Annotated in this window: 20 protein-coding genes and 1 other RNA gene; 9 read left to right on the forward strand and 12 right to left on the reverse strand. The window is 32.8% G+C overall.

Annotated elements, in window-relative coordinates; all coding sequences use genetic code 11:
- Complete coding sequence (locus tag V6246_RS03865; protein ID WP_341559037.1) at positions 1-975, forward strand: Gfo/Idh/MocA family protein; 975 nt, start codon at positions 1-3, stop codon at positions 973-975.
- Between the two features lie 13 nt (positions 976-988).
- Here V6246_RS03865 and V6246_RS03870 read toward each other — a convergent pair whose 3' ends face one another.
- The 8 genes from V6246_RS03870 to V6246_RS03905 all read right to left on the reverse strand — a co-directional run bounded on the left by V6246_RS03870 (position 989) and on the right by V6246_RS03905 (position 8,140).
- Entirely contained in the window at positions 989-1,735 is a 747-nt protein-coding gene (locus tag V6246_RS03870; protein ID WP_341559038.1) for an NYN domain-containing protein, read from the reverse strand.
- 395 nt (positions 1,736-2,130) lie between these two features.
- On the reverse strand, positions 2,131-2,679 hold the full coding sequence (locus tag V6246_RS03875) for a 1-acyl-sn-glycerol-3-phosphate acyltransferase (RefSeq protein ID WP_341559039.1): 549 nt from the start codon (positions 2,677-2,679) through the stop codon (positions 2,131-2,133).
- A gap of 1 nt (position 2,680) precedes the next feature.
- Positions 2,681-3,763: an iron-containing alcohol dehydrogenase family protein gene (locus tag V6246_RS03880; RefSeq protein WP_341559040.1), complete on the reverse strand. Its 1,083-nt coding sequence runs from the start codon at positions 3,761-3,763 to the stop codon at positions 2,681-2,683.
- A 48-nt stretch (positions 3,764-3,811) separates the two neighbouring features.
- Positions 3,812-4,429 (reverse strand): CatA-like O-acetyltransferase, encoded by a 618-nt coding sequence (locus tag V6246_RS03885; protein WP_341559041.1) that lies wholly within the window; start codon positions 4,427-4,429, stop codon positions 3,812-3,814.
- Position 4,430: 1 nt separating this feature from the next.
- A complete protein-coding gene (locus V6246_RS03890) occupies positions 4,431-5,135 on the reverse strand; it encodes an HAD family hydrolase (protein WP_341559042.1) in 705 nt (234 codons plus the stop codon).
- Positions 5,126-5,854, reverse strand: a complete 729-nt coding sequence (gene kdsB, locus V6246_RS03895) for a 3-deoxy-manno-octulosonate cytidylyltransferase (protein WP_341559043.1) — start codon at positions 5,852-5,854, stop codon at positions 5,126-5,128. Before kdsB ends, V6246_RS03890 begins: the two co-directional genes overlap by 10 nt.
- Positions 5,855-5,959: 105 nt before the next feature.
- The gene (locus V6246_RS03900; protein ID WP_159020474.1) at positions 5,960-6,526 is read right to left on the reverse strand and encodes a DUF4126 domain-containing protein; all 567 of its coding nucleotides are present in this window, start codon (positions 6,524-6,526) and stop codon (positions 5,960-5,962) included.
- A 174-nt stretch (positions 6,527-6,700) separates the two neighbouring features.
- Complete coding sequence (locus V6246_RS03905; protein ID WP_341559044.1) at positions 6,701-8,140, reverse strand: ATP-dependent DNA helicase; 1,440 nt, start codon at positions 8,138-8,140, stop codon at positions 6,701-6,703.
- A 130-nt stretch (positions 8,141-8,270) separates the two neighbouring features.
- Here V6246_RS03905 and V6246_RS03910 point away from each other — a divergent pair, with 130 nt between their 5' ends.
- Genes V6246_RS03910 through rsmD form a run of 3 tightly spaced genes read left to right on the forward strand, consistent with a single transcriptional unit; the run spans position 8,271 to position 10,361 of the window.
- Positions 8,271-9,008, forward strand: a complete 738-nt coding sequence (locus V6246_RS03910) for a hypothetical protein (RefSeq protein ID WP_341559045.1) — start codon at positions 8,271-8,273, stop codon at positions 9,006-9,008.
- A complete protein-coding gene (locus V6246_RS03915) occupies positions 8,992-9,822 on the forward strand; it encodes a DUF3822 family protein (RefSeq protein WP_341559046.1) in 831 nt (276 codons plus the stop codon). The genes V6246_RS03910 and V6246_RS03915 overlap by 17 nt, the downstream gene beginning before the upstream one ends.
- Entirely contained in the window at positions 9,822-10,361 is a 540-nt protein-coding gene (rsmD, locus tag V6246_RS03920) for a 16S rRNA (guanine(966)-N(2))-methyltransferase RsmD (protein WP_341559047.1), read from the forward strand. Before V6246_RS03915 ends, rsmD begins: the two co-directional genes overlap by 1 nt.
- 74 nt (positions 10,362-10,435) lie before the next feature.
- On the opposite strand, the gene rnpB is transcribed toward rsmD, so the two are convergent.
- Positions 10,436-10,780: RNase P RNA component class A (gene rnpB / locus V6246_RS03925), an RNA gene on the reverse strand.
- A 401-nt stretch (positions 10,781-11,181) separates the two neighbouring features.
- Between rnpB and V6246_RS03930 the strand changes: the two genes are divergently transcribed.
- From V6246_RS03930 to V6246_RS03940, 3 genes are all read left to right on the forward strand, one after another.
- On the forward strand, positions 11,182-12,915 hold the full coding sequence (locus V6246_RS03930) for a DNA polymerase III subunit gamma/tau (RefSeq protein ID WP_341559048.1): 1,734 nt from the start codon (positions 11,182-11,184) through the stop codon (positions 12,913-12,915).
- Positions 12,916-13,195: 280 nt separating this feature from the next.
- Positions 13,196-13,738, forward strand: coding sequence for a DUF4240 domain-containing protein (locus V6246_RS03935; RefSeq protein WP_341559049.1), 543 nt, complete (start codon positions 13,196-13,198; stop codon positions 13,736-13,738).
- A 57-nt stretch (positions 13,739-13,795) separates the two neighbouring features.
- Positions 13,796-14,158 (forward strand): hypothetical protein, encoded by a 363-nt coding sequence (locus V6246_RS03940; protein ID WP_341559050.1) that lies wholly within the window; start codon positions 13,796-13,798, stop codon positions 14,156-14,158.
- 20 nt (positions 14,159-14,178) lie between these two features.
- On the opposite strand, the gene V6246_RS03945 is transcribed toward V6246_RS03940, so the two are convergent.
- From V6246_RS03945 to V6246_RS03955, 3 genes are all read right to left on the reverse strand, one after another.
- Positions 14,179-14,655 carry a hypothetical protein gene (locus tag V6246_RS03945; protein WP_341559051.1) on the reverse strand — a complete coding sequence of 159 codons (477 nt, stop codon included), beginning with the start codon at positions 14,653-14,655 and terminating at the stop codon, positions 14,179-14,181.
- 144 nt (positions 14,656-14,799) lie between these two features.
- Entirely contained in the window at positions 14,800-15,276 is a 477-nt protein-coding gene (locus V6246_RS03950) for an Hsp20/alpha crystallin family protein (RefSeq protein ID WP_341559052.1), read from the reverse strand.
- A gap of 195 nt (positions 15,277-15,471) precedes the next feature.
- The gene (locus tag V6246_RS03955) at positions 15,472-16,650 is read right to left on the reverse strand and encodes a DUF3095 domain-containing protein (RefSeq protein WP_341559053.1); all 1,179 of its coding nucleotides are present in this window, start codon (positions 16,648-16,650) and stop codon (positions 15,472-15,474) included.
- A gap of 184 nt (positions 16,651-16,834) precedes the next feature.
- On the opposite strand from V6246_RS03955, the gene V6246_RS03960 reads away from it, so the two are divergent.
- Both V6246_RS03960 and V6246_RS03965 read left to right on the forward strand, forming a co-directional pair.
- Positions 16,835-17,404, forward strand: a complete 570-nt coding sequence (locus V6246_RS03960; RefSeq protein ID WP_341559054.1) for a hypothetical protein — start codon at positions 16,835-16,837, stop codon at positions 17,402-17,404.
- Between the two features lies 1 nt (position 17,405).
- Positions 17,406-17,987: a tRNA-(ms[2]io[6]A)-hydroxylase gene (locus V6246_RS03965; protein ID WP_042501210.1), complete on the forward strand. Its 582-nt coding sequence runs from the start codon at positions 17,406-17,408 to the stop codon at positions 17,985-17,987.
- Positions 17,988-18,011 lie beyond the last annotated feature (24 nt).

An 18,011-nucleotide genomic window follows, 5' to 3' on the forward strand; every position in this document is an offset into this window, starting at 1 on the left:
ATGAAAACAATAAACTGGGGAATAATAGGTTGCGGGAATGTAACCGAAGTTAAAAGCGGACCTGCTTACAAACTTACAAGTGGTTTTAATATTGAAGCCGTGATGCGTCGTGATCGAGAAAAACTTGAAGATTATGCTAAGCGTCACAACATCAATAAAACATATACAGATGCAGATGCACTTATTAATGATAGTAGCATTGACGCCGTTTATATAGCAACGCCACCCGATAGCCATAAACTTTATGCTTTGAAGGTTGCTGCCGCTGGAAAACCATGTTGTATTGAAAAGCCACTAAGTCCAAGTTATGCTGATAGTTTAGAAATATATAATGCTTTTAAAGAAAAAAACATCCCACTATTTGTAGCCTATTATCGTAGATCTTTACCACGGTTTTTAAAAGTTAAGGAATGGTTAGCCAATAACTTTATTGGCGATGTTAGGCATATATCGGCACATTTAAGTAAACCTGCAAACCAAACCGATTTATTAAAAAAAGATAATTGGCGAACAGATTCTAAAATTGCACCCGCAGGTTATTTTGATGATTTAGCGAGCCATGGATTAGATTTATTCACCTTCTTTCTCGGTGATATTGAAAATACCAAAGGCTTTAGTTTAAACCAACAAAATTTATATTCTGCTAAAGATGCCGTTACCGCATCTTGGTTACATAAAAATGGTATTACAGGCTCTGGAACCTGGAACTTTGGATGTAGTGATCATGTAGACCATGTTACTATTTATGGTAGTAAAGGCACCATTGAATTTTCTGTATTTCATGAAAACCCAATTGTACTAAAAAGCGAATCTAAAACTCAATCGTTAGTTATTGAAAACCCCAAACATATACAAACACCACATGTGGAAAACATGAAAGCGGTTTTGTTCAATGAATTGGCTGCACATCCTTCTTCAGGAAAAACAGCATTGCATACCAGCTGGGTAATGGATAAAATTTTAGATAAGCTCTAAAAATACTACTTTACTATTTGTTTTTTACATAAATCAACTTAAAACGTCCGTTAGTTTGATCACGTTGCTCCATTTCAAATTGTGGTAAAGATTTAAACAGTGGTGTTAACTTCTGGAAACCAAAGTTTCGAGAATCGAAGTTAGGTTGCTTTTTAAGAATTAGAGAGCCTACATCTCCTAAAAATGCCCAACCATCATCGTCTGCAGCATCATCTACAGAGTTCTTCAACATCTTAATAATTTTTGGTGTTATGTTGTATAGATTCTCTTTTTTAGGCTTCACTCCTTTCTTGTCCTTACTAACGTCTTCATCTTCATCGCTATCCTTAGCAAGAATTTCTAGATAGATAAATTTATCGCAAGCCACAATAAAAGGGTTCGGTGTTTTCTTTTCACCCATACCATAAACCACCATAGCGGCTTCTCGTAATCGGGTTGCTAATTTTGTGAAATCGCTATCTGATGATACTAAACAAAAACCGTTTACCTTTTCAGAATATAGAATATCCATAGCATCGATAATCATTGCTGAATCTGTAGCATTCTTACCTGTTGTATAGCCGTACTGTTGTATTGGTGTTATAGCATTTTCCAAAAGCACATTTTTCCATTTGGAAAGATGCGGTTTTGTCCAATCACCATAAATTCGCTTAATTGTTGGTGTGCCATATTTGGCTATTTCCTCCATCATTTCAGAAATATATCTAGATGGTATGTTGTCGCCATCGATTAGAACGGCAATTTTTGTGTCTTTTATCATAATTATTAAAGATAAAAAAATATAATAGATTCTATATTTTCTTTTTATTATTTTTTATGGAATTTTCACTAAAAAATAACTGGCCTTTATTTTGGCATATTGTTACCAGATAAATTGCGTTAAGGATTGTAGCATTGTTGAAGCTCTTTTTGTGTTGTTGCACCTATTGCAACACAAAAAAGCGACTGCGGAAAGCCTGACCCTTGGGGAACGACGCCATTACAAAAAACACGTTAAAATTAGGAATAAAAAAAAGCTATATTCTTTGAGAGACATAGCTTTTGGAGTTTTAGTTGAAAATTCTGTTTCTTTTTAGGGACAAACAATTGTTTACTTTATGTTTCAGGATTCGCAACTAATCTATTAATTTCAAATATTATGCCATTTTTAATGACTTATGAATATTTGGATACTTTTCCTTTTACATCTTTAAAAAATGCTCTAAGCACTTCGAAATCTGCTTCGGCATTATCTGTTGGATAAAATGGTTCTGAAATTTTGTTTTGCTTATTTTCAAAATCTAGAGTAAACATGATTATTGGAACGTTGGCTTGTTTAGCGATATAGTAAAAACCGGTTCGCCATTGGTCAACTTTTTTTCTTGTGCCTTCAGGCGCTAGAGTCATTCTAAACTCTTCTTTTTCTTTAAAAAGTTTAGCTATAGCATCTACCTTATTCTCGTTATTTTGACGGTTAATTGGTGCGCCTCCTAAAGCTCTAAAAAACCATGCTACCGGAAATACAAATAACTCTTTTTTACCAACAAAATTGGTTTTAACTTGAATTACAGCACGCAATAAAACGCCAATATAAAAGTCATGCCAACTGGTGTGTGGTGCAGCAATAATAACCGCTTTTTTAACCGTATCTTTTGAGAAATCTGTGTTACCAACAATTTGCCAGCCTAAAACTTTAAAATAGATAACTTTGGCTAGCCATTGCATATTATATTTTTTTGTAAATTCCCTTTAATTTTTCTGGTGTTATAGTTTCTTTCCAGTTTTTACCTATTGCATTTTCCCAAAGTGGCTCTAAACTTAATGCCACACGAATCATAGTATCAAACTGCTCATCGGTTAATTTTGCACAAATACCTGTTGGTAACTCTATGTTATGTTTTGCTTTCATTTGTTTAAAAATGGCAACACCTTCTGGGTAAAACTCTTCTAAATGATCGAAAACTAAACAGTTACCAATACCATGTTTTACACCTAATAAAAACGATAAACCGTAACTCATGGCATGTGCCACACCTACTTGAGAGTAAGCAATACTCATACCTCCGTGCCAGCTGGCCATCATTAATTTATCTTGAGATTCTTCTTCAGATAAATCGCCATCTAAGAATATTTCTTTACATAAATCGAACGATTTTTCTCCGTACGTTTTACTAAACTCGTTTAAGTACGTACCGTTTAAAGACTCTACACAATGCACATAGCAATCCATACCTGTGTAAAACCATTGGTCTTTTGGCACATCTTTAGATAATTCTGGATCTAAAAGTACTTGATCGAAGGGTGTAAAATCACTATTAATTCCTAATTTAAGTTTTGGACCTGTAAGTATAGTTGTTCTGGATACCTCTGCTCCTGTTCCTGAAATTGTAGGAATACCAACGTGATAAATAGCTGCGTTTTTTACTAAATCCCAACCTTGGTAATCTTGAGCTTCGCCCTCGTTTGTTATTAAAAGCGCTACGGCTTTCGATAAATCTAACAAGCTACCTCCACCAATACCAATAATACCAGATGGACGCTCTTTAGATTTTAATATTATATCTTCAACAAGTTCGTCAACTTGCGTAGTTTTAGGCTCTTCTTTAGATGAAACAAATATAATTCTGTCATCATAAGAAAGGTCTATTCTAGATGTTAACCAAGCGTTGTTTTTAAAAACGTCGTCTATTAAGAAAATAAAAGGCGCATGGATACTAGATCGTTTTGGGGCTAAAACGTCGTTTATTTGATTGAAACTACCTCTGCCAAATATAACTCTAGGCACCATTGGAAAGTTTTTGTAACTCATTTGTTAGGTTTTCTTTTACGAAATGTAAAAATACTATTAATTTAAATTTTACTGGTTTAAAAACTGCTGAAATTTCTTAGAAAAAAGTCCCACATGGTATCCGTCGACTAAGGCGTGGTTTACATGTACGGACACATTCATAATTAATTCGTCATTTATAAGGGTTGCCTTCCCAAAAGATAATTTTGGAACGCTATCTACAAGCCCAGAATTAGGTTCTTTGTGTGCTATAAAATTGACCCAAGGTAATGCAGAACAATGAATACAATCCTGACCATTAACTGGGGGAAACAATTCTGTTGTACTTTTAATACGGTTTTTCTCTGCGTCTAAGTTTTTAGAAAATGTTTCTAAATTCTCATTATAAGTCACAAATGAAAAACCAAAGGTATTATCGTCTCTTAAAATGGTTGGTGATGTGTGTATCACATCATAAGCAACAACCTGCCCGTTTTCAATTCTATATTTAAAGTTTTCTATCGCGTTAATGGCACGCATACAATCGTGCAAATATCGAGTAAAAAAGCTTGTTTTTGTTTCCTTAGAAACTTGATATGCCTTGGTGACATTGAATGGTATAGTTACAGCAAACGAAGGGTCGGCTAAGCCCGAAAAATGTTCGAAATGCTGTTTTCTATTCCAAGTATTTATATCGATTACTTTCAAATTAATTAATAAGTTTTAAAAGTTCGGTTAATGTATTTATAGTTCTGTAATCTTTCCCGTTGGTTTCCTTTTCGGTAACTTGTTCGTGTGCCCAAGTGGTATGAAAAGGTACGTGTATAGCCTGAGCTTTTAAATTCACTAAGGGTAAAACATCTGATTTCAATGAATTTCCTATCATTAAAAATTCCGAAGGCTTCACATCTAAACGGTTTAACATTTGAGAATAATTATCTTCTTGCTTATCACTTAAAACTTCAATGTGGTGAAAATAATTGGTTAAACCCGATTTCTCTAATTTACGTTCCTGATCTAGTAAATCGCCTTTGGTTGCTAGAATAAGTCTATAGTTTTTTGATAGATTTTCTAAAACTTCTTCTACGCCATCTAAAAGTTCCACAGGTTTATTAAGCATATTTTTACCGATGTTTAAAATAGCTTCTATGGTTTTATTAGAAACCGTATAGTTCGATAGTTCCAATGCGACTTCTACCATCGATAAAGTAAACGCTTTTATACCGTAACCGTATAAGGGTAAATTGCTTATTTCTTTTTTGAAAAGTTCTTGATCAATTTTATTAGGCGTTTCATATTTTGATAATAACCTACCAATTTCATCTTCGGCTTCTCGAAAATAAGTTTCGTTTACCCAAAGTGTATCATCGGCATCAAAACCAATTACTTTAATGTTATCGTAATTTATTTCCATAATTTCTTTGCGCGCTCTAAATCTTCTGGTGTATCTATTTCTACACCTTGTACATCAGTTTCTACCATTTTAATACGTTTACCGTATTCTAAATAACGAATACATTCTATTTTTTCCGAAGCTTCTAACGATAGCATTGGCAACTTATAGAAGTCCATAATGGCTTGTTTTCTAAATGCATAAACACCTTTATGTTTAAAATATCGAACACCTACATCTTTATCACGAGGATAAGGAATTGGGCTTCTTGAAAAATAAAGTGCAAAATCGGACTGATCGACAATTACTTTTACCGTATTCGGGTTTTTAATTTCTTCTTCGTCAGTAATATGTACCATTAATGATGCCAAATCCACTTCTTTATTAGGGTCTTGTTTAAATACCTCAATAAGTTTAGTTAACGATTCTTTATCAGTAAAAGGCTCATCGCCTTGCACATTAATAACAATATCTACATCTAAAAGCTCTACTGCTTCAGCAATTCTATCACTACCACAATCGTGCTCCTTTTTGCTCATCATGGCTTTTCCGCCGTGGTTTACAATTTCGTTGTAAATAATATCGCTATCCGTAACCACAATAACATCATCAAAAAGTTTGGTAGCAACAGTAGCCTCGTAAGTTCTAAGAATAACAGTTTTCCCTCCTAGGTCTTGCATAAGTTTTGCCGGGAAACGTGATGCACTGTACCGTGCAGGAATCATTGATATTATTTTCATGTGAAATGTTACTGTATATTAAAACTGTATTTTAGTTTTTCATTAAAGCCATTATTCAGCTAAACCTTAAATCTTCATCAAAAATAAGATAAATAATAGAATGTTTTAAGGATTACTGGGCTTAAACTTCTTATAAACCTTAAAAATTATAAATAATATAAGAAGAACTAAAACAATAGCAAGAATTGGCATAAATATAGAAACAACCGACATTACCACAGATGTTCCTGTCTCTAAAGTGGCTACAATAGGGTTGGCTAAACCTCCCGTTGTTGCTGTTGAAGCTAAACGCGTGGTACTTGAAGTACCTGCTACCGCAGCAGCTGTACCTCCGCCAGCAATAATAGCTAGTGCCCAAGTTACTACCGGACTTAAATCGGCAACAGTAGACAACATAACAGCTGTACCAGCCAAGGCGGCCAACGGTACTGCAACGGTATCTAATAAATTATCGACATACGGAATAAAATATGCGCAAATTTCTACCAATGTAGCTACGCCAAGTGTAATTATAGCAGCGGTACTACCAATCCATTGCCAAGATTCGTTAAGCTCCCAAACATCAAAATAAGCAGCTAAGCTTAAAGCGAATAAGGGCATAAAAACTCGAAAACCCACTGATGCGGAAAGTCCGATACCTAAAAAAATACTTATTATTGTTTCTACTGTCATAAAAAAATTAAATCCTTTTAAATGAAATTCTTCACTATATCAGGAATATTAAAGTTACTAAAGATAAATAATTAAAAAAGATTAACGACATCTACCCTGTTGTAAAGAAGAAATCCGTTTCTAATTTTATTAATTTTATCAAAAACTGTGCCTTTACTTATCTTTTATACTGTGCTACTCGGAAAGCGGGTCTTCCTCAAAAAACTCATCTTTAAAACCAATAAGATATAATTTTTCTTTAGCACGCGTGGCGGCGGTATAAAGCCAGCGTAAATAATCTTTATCTATCCCGTTTGGTAAATAAGGCTGCTCTACAAAAACGGTATTCCATTGTCCACCCTGAGATTTATGGCAAGTTATAGCATAAGAGAACTTTACCTGTAAGGCATTAAAATGTTTGTTACTTTTTACTTTTAGAAATTTTTTATATTTAGAAGTTTCATTTTCAAAATCCTTCATCACTTCTTGGTACAATCGGTTAGACTCTTCGTAAGGTAACGAAGGTGTTTCGGCCTCAATAGTATCTAGAAGCAACACCGTTTCAAAAGGTTGCATTTTAGGATAATCTACCATACGCACTTTAACTTCCGCGAAGCGAAAACCATACAATTCCTGAATACTAAAAATTTCTAATACTTCAATAATATCTCCATTGGCTATAAAACCTGCTTCTGTAGTGGGCTTTAACCAAAAATAATTATTTTTAACTACCATCAAATAATCACCAGCAGACAACTCGTTCTCATTAAATAAAATACGACTTCTAATTTGTTGATTATACATATTAGCACGTTTATTACTCCGCACAATTATGGCCGTTTCTTCGTTTCCTAATTCACTGTAAGCGTCGTTTATAGCGTCCATAATTTCGTAACCATCAACTAGCCTTACAATATCTTTAAAACCGTTTAAATCGAACTTAAAATAGTCGTACATCTCTCTTGCCAACACATCTCTTAGTATAGTTGCATTAACTAGTATACCAGAATCTTGACCTTGCCTAACCACTTCGTCCAATTCCATTCTAGTCACCTCTTTGTTGTAATTTAAAGCTAAGGTGTTTTCGTCTAGAGCCGGACTAATATCCAATTTTACCGGAGGCAACTGCGCGGTATCACCAATTAATAATAACTTACAATTATGGCCAGCATAAACGTATTGCATTAAATCGTCTAAAAGCGATCCGTTTTCCATTAATTTAGATTCGCTTGGCGTATCCGGAATCATCGACGCTTCATCTACAATAAAAATGGTGTTTTTATGCTTATTGGGTTGTAAAACAAACTTTACACCACCACCAGCGTCTTTTTTTGGAAAATATATTTTTTTATGTATAGTGAACGCCTCTTTTCCAGAATAATTAGCGATTACTTTGGCCGCTCGGCCGGTTGGCGCCATCAAAACAGCACTCTTTTTTGCCTTCCATAAATTGTTTACAATAGCCCCTACAATCGTTGTTTTCCCAGTACCTGCGTAGCCTTTAAGCAAATACAAGGCGTTTTTATCACTTTTAAAGATAAACTCTGATAATTGCTGAAGTACAATATTTTGCTTAATTGTTGGATTAAACGGAAACTGCTGTTTTATAAGGGAATAGAATTCGGATGCTGTCATTAATTGAAAATAATTTTAGAAATTCTTCAAAGATAGAATGATTTTTATTCGCTTTGGTTTTTACGATTAAAAAAAAATTGTAGATTTGCTAAATAACGATTAATAAACTTTTTAAATTAAATAACGTATTATGTTGACATTTATTCTTATTGTGGTTGCGGTGATTTTAGGGACAATCGCCTTAGTTAAGCTGGTAGATAAATTTGTACCAAATAAATTAAAGCCTGTATTAAATATTGTGCTTTGGGCATTAATCGCCTTTTTTGGTTACCAGACGTACATGTCGATTTACGAGCCTATCCAATTTAACAAATTAAAAAACGAGCGTTACGTAGTTGTTATTGAAAGTTTAAAAGATATTAGAGATTCTCAATTAGCACACAGACAAGTAACAGGTAAATTTACTGATAGCTTTGAGAAATTAATTAAATTTATTGATACTGCAGAATATACTATTACACAACGTCGTGATTCTAGTGTTATTGATGAAGTTTTAACTAAACGTTACGGTGTAGATACAACAATGGATATTGTTATTATCGATACTTTAGGAACTGTATCAGTAAGAGATTCTTTATTCAAAAAATCTAATCGTTATAAAACAATGATGAATGTACCAGTTGGTAAAGAAGGTGCTACCTTCGATTTAAAAGCTGGTTTTGTAAACCAAAACGATATTAACATTCCTGTATTTGAAGCTTTAGTAAAAAAAGAAGTTCTTTTATACGATCAAAATCCTGATTTAGTAGCACAAGAAAACCAAGTAATCGCGGTAGACGGTGTTAATGGAGATGCTATAAAAGTAGGTTCTATGAACGAAGTTAAAACAAACGGAAACTGGCCAAAAACTTATGGCGATAACGAATAACAATACAGCTATTATTAGCAAATTAACAAATCTAGAACTGTCCATTCAAATAAGCTTGAGTGGACTTTCTTTTTGTATCCTACATCGAGATAATAATTCCATATCAACTCTAAAGGAAGTACGTTTTAAAAAGCAGTTAAACCCATTAGAATTACTGCAAGAACTAAAAGCATGTTTTGATACAGAACCTATGCTTAAAAATAAATTCGAAGCCGTAAACATCATTCACGATAACGAGTTATCTACGCTAGTTCCAAAAGTTATTTTTAATGAAGGCGCCATAGCCGACTATTTAAAGTTTAATTCTAAAATTTTAAAGTCCGATTTTGTAACCTTCGATGCCATAGAGCACAACCAAAGTGTAAATGTTTACATTCCCTATGTAAATGTCAACAATTATATTTTCGATTTATTTGGCGATTTCACATACAAGCACGCCTCTACCGTTTTAATAGAAACCATTTTAGAGGCCGATAAAAATACTTTAGAACCAAAATTTTACGTTCACGTCAATCATAATCGGTTCGAAATAATTATTGTAAACGAAGGTAAACTTCAATTTTATAATAGTTTTGAGTATACCACAAAAGAAGATTTTATATATTACATGCTCTTTACAGCCGAGCAACTTAAGTACAACCCAGAAACAATAAAACTTATTCTACTTGGCCATGTAATTAAAGACGATGCGTTATACAATATAGCCTACAAATACATACGCCATGTTAGTTTTGGAGACAAAAAAAACAACTATGTATTTACCGAAGACCCAAAAACAAACCATTCTAATTTCACTTTAACAAATAGCTTTTAATGCGCATAATATCAGGATTATATAAAAGTAGAAAAATACTAGCACCAAAAAACCTACCTGTTCGCCCAACAACAGATATGGCTAAGGAATCGCTATTCAATATTTTGAACAACACCTTTTATTTTGACGATGTTTCTGTACTAGATTTATTTGCAGGCACCGGAAATATAAGCTACGAATTTGCTTCACGAGGTACCGAACAAATTACTTGTGTAGACCAGGATTTTGGTTGTATTAAGTTTATAAACAAAACGGCCGAACAGTTCGATATGCCAATAAACACCATTAAAAGTGATGTCTTTAAGTTTTTAGAAAAATCGACCTTGCAAAGCAATATTATATTTGCCGACCCACCATACAATTTCGACGAAGATAAATTTGGGAAAATACCCGAATTAGTATTTAAAAACAACATGTTATTGCCCGACGGCGTATTAATTATCGAACACTCAAAACATACCGATTTATCTAAACTAAACAACTACAGCCACTCCAAAAGTTACGGAGGCAATATGTTTAGCTTTTTCGAAAACGCATAAAAACACCACAACTAAACTAAATCAATTTAAACCAGAAAAACCTTCGAGGCGCAAGCCAAGAAGGTTTTTTTTTATAGGTAAGTAAATCTATAAGCCGAATTCTGTACCCTTTAAACCACTTTAGGTAAAACCCAAAATAAGCCTTAAAAAGCCCTTATCATTTATCTGAGCGTTTTGTTGCCAAAACACTTTAGCTGCTTACCCTCCAGCATCGGGCGTTCAACCCTCAAGCACTGGTTTACATAACATTGCACCACATAGAGTTTACCTGGTTTCACTACAGCATAATCTGTACATTCTTTCTGTTGCACTGGTCCTAACCTCTCGGCTGGTGGCCGTTAGCCACTATGTTGAACTATGGTGTCCGGACTTTCCTCCATTTTAAAATAAATTAAAACAGCGATAAGGCGATTTACTAGCCGTCAAAATTACAACAAACAAATATTAAAATGCAACATAATAAACTTAAAACACAAAATAAAATTTGGGCGTTCCCCAAGGGTCGGGCTTTCCGCAGTCGCTTTTTTGTGTTGCAATAGGTGCAACAACACAAAAAGAGCTCCAACAATGCTGCAATCCCTAACGCGGGCAAGTCCGTAAAGGTTTTTGGTTTTGAGTTAACTACGGGCTTTCTTAACGATAAAATCAGCATCAATAAACAAGACATATTCAAAACTTATCATCTTGTTTCATACATCTAAAAATCTTAATTCACCCTAAAAAACGCCGTTGTTAATAACTCCCTTTAAATTTCGTCTTAACAATTTAATAATCCAATTTGAATTTTTAACTTTGTTACTTATTCAATAGCAACAAAAATTTGGAACATTTTATAGTATCGGCTCGAAAATACAGACCTCAAACATTTAAAGATGTAGTTGGGCAACAAGCCATTACCAATACTTTGTTAAACGCTATAGAAAATAATCATTTAGCCCAAGCCCTTCTATTTACGGGTCCGCGTGGTGTAGGTAAAACAACTTGCGCGCGTATTTTGGCTAAAATGATAAACAGTGATGGAAAAGAAACTGGCGACGAAGATTTTGCTTTTAACATCTTTGAGCTCGATGCGGCATCTAATAACTCAGTAGACGATATTAGAAGTTTAACCGATCAAGTTCGTATACCACCACAAGTTGGTAAATACAAAGTTTATATCATTGATGAGGTACACATGTTATCTCAGGCCGCTTTTAATGCCTTTTTAAAAACATTAGAAGAACCGCCAAAACACTGTATTTTCATTCTTGCAACTACCGAAAAACACAAAATAATACCAACCATATTGTCGCGTTGTCAAATATTCGACTTTAAGCGTATTACGGTAAAAGATGCAAAAAACTATTTAAAATACATTGCAGAAGAACAAGGTATAACAGCAGAAGACGATGCATTACATATTATTGCGCAAAAAGCCGATGGTGCTATGCGTGATGCACTTTCTATTTTCGATCGTGTGGTAAGTTTCTCTGGTAAAAACTTAACCAGACAAGCCGTAACCGAAAACTTAAACGTACTCGATTACGAAACCTATTTTGAAAGTACCGATTTAATACTCGAGAATAAAATACCCGATTTACTTATACAATTCAATAATACCTTATCTAAAGGTTTTGATGGTCATCACTTTATTGCTGGTTTAGCGTCGCATTTTAGAGATTTGCTAGTAAGTAAAATACCAGCAACTATAGAACTGCTAGAAGTTGGTGAGCAAACACAGGTAAAATACTTAGAGCAATCTAAAAAAGCCTCACAAGAGTTTTTAATGCAAGGTATAAATCTTGCTAACGACTGCGATCTCAAGTATAAAACCAGTAAAAACCAACGACTCCTCGTCGAACTTTGTCTCATGCAGCTTGCCTCTATCACTTTCGATGGAGAAAAAAAAAATAGCAAACATTACATAATTCCAGCGTCTTACTTTAAAAAGAAAGGTATTACTCCTATTCCGGTTACTGTTCCTGCAGCGAAGCCAAGTACCCAACCTGCCACAGAAGTAAAAACCGAAACAACCGCTAAAGATCCGGCAGCCAAAAAAGTAGAAGAAAAACCGGCTATCAACACGCGCATAAAATTAGATTTAACCTCGGGCAGTAAACGTCGTTCTGGGTTATCTTTAAGTAGTATTCGTGCTAAAAAAGAACACCAAATAAAACAGCTAGAAGTTGTTGTTGATGAGGAAAACTTACCAACCGAAGACTTTACAGAAGAAGCTTTTATGGAAGCTTGGTACTTTTTCTTGGATAAACTTAAAAAGGATGGCAAGCATAATTTAGCTTCTATCTTAAATATGGATACGCCTAAACTAAAAGGCACCGATATCCATTTAACCTTCCCTACGGAAACTAATAAAAAAGAAGTGATGCAAGGTCAATACGACCTCATGACTTATATTAGAACAACGCTTAATAATTTTGATATTAGCTTAGTAATTACCGTAAACGAGGTAATGAATAAAAAATACGTTTTTACTCCTCAAGATAAATACGAAAAGCTTGTTGAAGCTAATCCGAGTTTAGAGCTTTTACGTCGTACTTTCGATTTAGATTTATAAACTTCACTTCCTATTACCAGTATCCTATTTGTTAATTACTTTGTTTAATACTAAGCTATTAAATAAGGCCTTTCTTGCTTTTTATTTATTAAGTTTATGGCTTGAATGAGGTTATTTTGTAGTAAAAATAAAATAATTCTTATTAATTCAATATCTTGATTAATTCAAATTAATACCTTTTTAGATTTTTATGCATCCATTAATACCAATATTAATTATTTTGACCATCGTGTTGTTCAATTATTTAAGGAAACAAAGGACAATAGAAAAACACAACGAGTTGAAAAACGAATATACCGAATTATTAAAAAAAATAAAACCAAGAGAAAACTTAAAAGAATATAACGAATCTAAATTTTGGGAGTTAGTTGATAAAGCTAACAAAACAGCTGGTAATAACTATAACAACAAAATTGGGGTAATGAAAACTTTATTAACAAATTATTCCGCAGATGATTTAATAGAAATAGACAATTTACTTAATAGACTTATTTCTTCTAAAATCAGTCATACCATTATTGCTGCTTCACAAATAATCTTTGAAACCTCTGAATTTAGAGCAACAACTTTGCTGATGAATCTTTTTATTCTAAAAGGCGATAATTATTTTCAATATGCCTGTCAAAACCCCGAATTAATTGTTAAAGAGGAAATTATTGGTTTTTCTTATGAAACTATTGGAGATATTATTGAAGAAAAATATAAGCTTAAAACGAATGAGTTATTACCAACAATTAATATTGATTTACAAATTTCTGGAACTCCACTTTCATTAAAAGATTATCCTATTAAGCTTCCTAAAATTTGGGAGAAATTTGGTTAAAAAAAATTACACGTAGGCATAGAGCTAATACTAAGCCTTAAATTATCATTAACCTAAATGAGAAACTTAATTCTAACTGTATTAATAATAATTCTTTTACCTAGTTGTTCATCAAAAAACATCAATAATGACTTACTAGGAAATTGGAAATCTACAAAAAGCTCAAATATTGTAGAATTACAATTTTGTAAGGATTCTTTAATATCTAATGCTTGGGGAAAAAGAACAAAATTCTCATGGCAAAATGATGAAACGCAAATTTATTATACTCAACTAACAAACCTTATTCCTGACCTTAAAACTGATTTTATTCTTGAATATAGATTAAATTCAGAAAAAGATACTTTATTTTTAAAAATTGAAAATTCAGAATTCATATACGAATTTGTTAAAAGATCAAATACAAGTATTAACAACTAACACATAAAGAATAGCTCTCGCTATTCTTCATCTTCTTCTGGTAAAACAAACTCAGACTGATACTTTTCTAAAAATTGTTTTTGTCTCGAAAACAGGTCTTGAGTTATTTGATTTATATCCATAAAGTCCGTACCGAAATCACTTCCGAAGAAATCATCATTAAAGAAATGTTTACTAAAAAGGGAATCTTCAGAAAACATATTCTCAAAGCCTTGATGTTCAAATCTCGAATAATTATTAAAAAACTTCGACTTAAAACTTTGCATTAAACTATCTCTATCCATAGCCGATAACTCGTCTATATTGTTGCTAGAAGACCAAGAATAGATACTATCGTATTTAATTAAATTTCCATTTTCATCAAATTCTTTGTCGACTTTCCAAGATCCTTTTGGTTTTTCTATTTCGGTAATTTCTACTTTTTTATCTTCACTTTTTTGTCCGCTGCAATTAATACTTAATAATGCAACTGCTAATAATAAAACACACTTTTTCATGATTTTAAGTTTTGAGTTAAACATTTATCTACATCTAAAAACAACATAGTTTACTAAACAAAAAGGATTTAATAAAGTAAGGCTGAAAAAATTCAGCCTCACTAATAATCTAATAATCCGGTTGCTTAAAGTTTAGTTCTACTGTTAAGAAATTTTAATTTGTCGCGCAGGCTTTTGTTTAGCCTCTTCTTTTTTTGGTAAAAGAATATTTAAAATACCATCTTGATAATTGGCCGAAATTTTATCATCGTCTACCGTTTCGGGTAAGGTAAACGTTCTTTTAAAGGCCGAATAACCAAACTCTTTGCGCGTATAGTTTTCTTGTTGCTCTTCGTGCGTTTCTTTTTTCTCTGTGGAAATAGATAACACATGGTGATCTAAATCTAATTTGAAATCTGATTTTTTTAAACCAGGCACAGCCATTTCAACGACATAGTTATCGGCTGTTTCCTTTATATTTACTTTTGGTAAAGAGACACCTGTATTAAAATTAGAGGTAAATACAGAGGGTAAATCTCTGTTAAAAATATCATCTAACCAATTAGAAGTACTTGGGAAGCTTGCATTTGAATTTGTGTTTGCTAAACTTCCGTTTTTAGGAACATTTACTAAGTTGCTCATAATTACAAAATTTTAAATTAAACATGTTTTTCAAACTTGAAACCTTTTCGGTTTCGGAGTGTATAAAACAAAAAAAATACCAAACGCATTTTTTTTTATTTTAGCTAAATATTTCTGTCATTTTTTCAGAATACTTGTCAGAAATTCATATAAAATAATGAAATATTGACATTTGAAGATGGTATAAATCGGGTGTTATCGTCTTAACTGAAGCTTCTTCATTTTTTCTTTAAACATGATGGCAGCACTGGTGTAACCACCTTCTGTACCATCTACAAAATGAATGTGTTTTTCCTGACGATCTTCTATATAACAAGACATTATAGAGGCGTGCGTAATATGTATACCGTAAATTATTTTTCCTTCGGTCTCTAGCCTATTTAAAAACCTTTTTAAGGTTTCCACCTGAGCTTCTGTTCCCGAAATTACGGTGTTTAAAAACCCATCCAGCATAATGGTATCAGTTAATTGAGCAATACGCTTTTTCTGAAGTTTTCCAACTTTAAAAAACTTAAAAGAAACAACGCCAATTAAAGTAATTAACCAATTACTAATTAAATATCTCAGGCTGTATTTACCAATTCTAGCATACATTTCTTTTTTAATTTTCCCTAAAGACGGATCGAGTTTTAGCTTATCACTAGAAATGGGGTTTCGGTTAATTAAAGTCCCAAAAACTTCATCAATTTCTGCCATAATCTCAGCATATACTTCAGCTTGGATACTTTCATCATCACAATCTACAAGTAAGCAAATTACCTTTTTATCGGTTTTGTTTGGGTATATTTCGTCCCAACGACATTCCATACCATTTAAATTAAGCTTGGTTGCTTTTTCGCTATAAATATCCGATGCTTTAAAACTATCTTTTATAATCTGCTCGGCATATTTAAGGCCATTTCCTAGAACTACTGGTGTGGTTAAATATTTATTATGCCTAAGTTTAGTGATTATTAAGTTTACATTGTTTGCATAAACCTTTTCAACTCCTAAATATCCTACTCTTAAATTTAACTCTGTCGATTTTTTAATATGTTGGCTATAATTATTTAAAGCCAACAGTATAGGTTTTAAAACCCTATTTGGTACAATAAAAGTAGAACCATCACCTCCAAAAAAATAAGGGATTTTAAGCTTACTATTTACAAATTTTAAAGTATTCAATACAGTAATGATACTTCCGGTGGCACTTAAATTTACATCATTATGAAATCCACGAGCAACAGCATCTGTAGAATTTTCAATATCTGTTACTACTATAGACCAGTTTTCTGGTACATTGAAAAACAAGGTTTTATCTTTTAAAAGTTCAGCCAAAGGCAAACTGCTTTTAGAAATGTTTTTGTAGAAATTTAAATTGCTTTTCTTATTCAAACTAATCGAGGGTATCTAAATATATGAATTTAAAGGTAACACTTATCAATGAATAATAATACCCGAATTTAAAACCAACTATTATTATCAAAATTTCATTTAATCACCCTTTTATCAATTAGAGCATTCGCCTGATTTTTGGTATCTTTGAATGTCTTTAGTCGTATTAATTTCTATAAAAAACATGAAGAAACTTATATTTTTAATATTTATTATTTCCATTGTTTTTGCACATTTCGATGGACAAGAGCGTAAGTATAGTAATAACCGTGATGTTTTACAAAGCTCGAATTTATTAGAATCTTTTTCTAAAAAAGTAAAGTATACACCAAGCGAACCTGTTGAAATTTTAACCGATACCCTTTTAAGCACAGGATTTGAAGTGAAATTAAAATACCATTCGCTTGAAAACAACTTTATATCAAATATTACTACAGATGAAGATCTAAGCGCTAAAGAAACGCATTATAAAGACTTTGAAGCGCAGTTAAAGGTTTTAATACATGGCGAATTAATTACTGAAAGTTTAATAAATAAAGGTTTGTTCGAAAGCTACGCCAATGCGGAATTTTGGAAGCAAGCCATTATGCAACATGTTTGGATAGATTATCAAAATTCTACAGATCAATATGTGCAATTAAACACCTCTTTTCGAGTTCTAGAAACCGAAACTTACAAAGACTTTAGTATTTTAATTAATTCGTTAGGATCAATTGAAATTAAAGAAATAAATTTGCTCTCAAATACCATTTAATATGTTAGGCTTAAAATTACCAACCGACCCACGCTGGGTAAATATTGTAGAAAAAAACATTAAAGAAATATTAATCGATCATGCCTTTTGTGAGCAAAAAGCAACGAGTACGGCTATTTCATTAATTGTTAGTTTTCCTGAATACACCGAGTTGGTGCAAGAAATGGTAGCTTTAGTAAAAGAAGAAATTAGCCATTTTAAAATGGTACATGATAAAATTTTGGAACGTGGTTGGGTTTTAGGACGTGATCGTCGTGACGACTATGTTATTGAGCTTTTAAAGTTTTTCCCTAAGGGAGGAAGTAGAACAACACAATTGGTACATAGATTGCTTTATGCAGCTTTAATTGAAGCTAGAAGTTGCGAGCGTTTTAGATTACTTTCTGAAGAATTAGAAGATAAGGAACTTGCAGAATTCTATAGAAATCTAATGGTAAGTGAAGCGAACCATTACACCATGTTCTTAGGTTTTGCGAGACAATATGGCGAAAAAAAAGAAGTTGATACCAAATGGCAGCAACTTCTTGAATATGAAGCTAAAATTATGCTTAATTTAAGTAAGTCTGAAACGATACATGGTTAGAAATAACCACATTGTTTTTTCAAC

This window comes from Algibacter sp. TI.3.09 (assembly GCF_038154905.1).
Taxonomy (GTDB): Bacteria; Bacteroidota; Bacteroidia; order Flavobacteriales; family Flavobacteriaceae; genus Algibacter.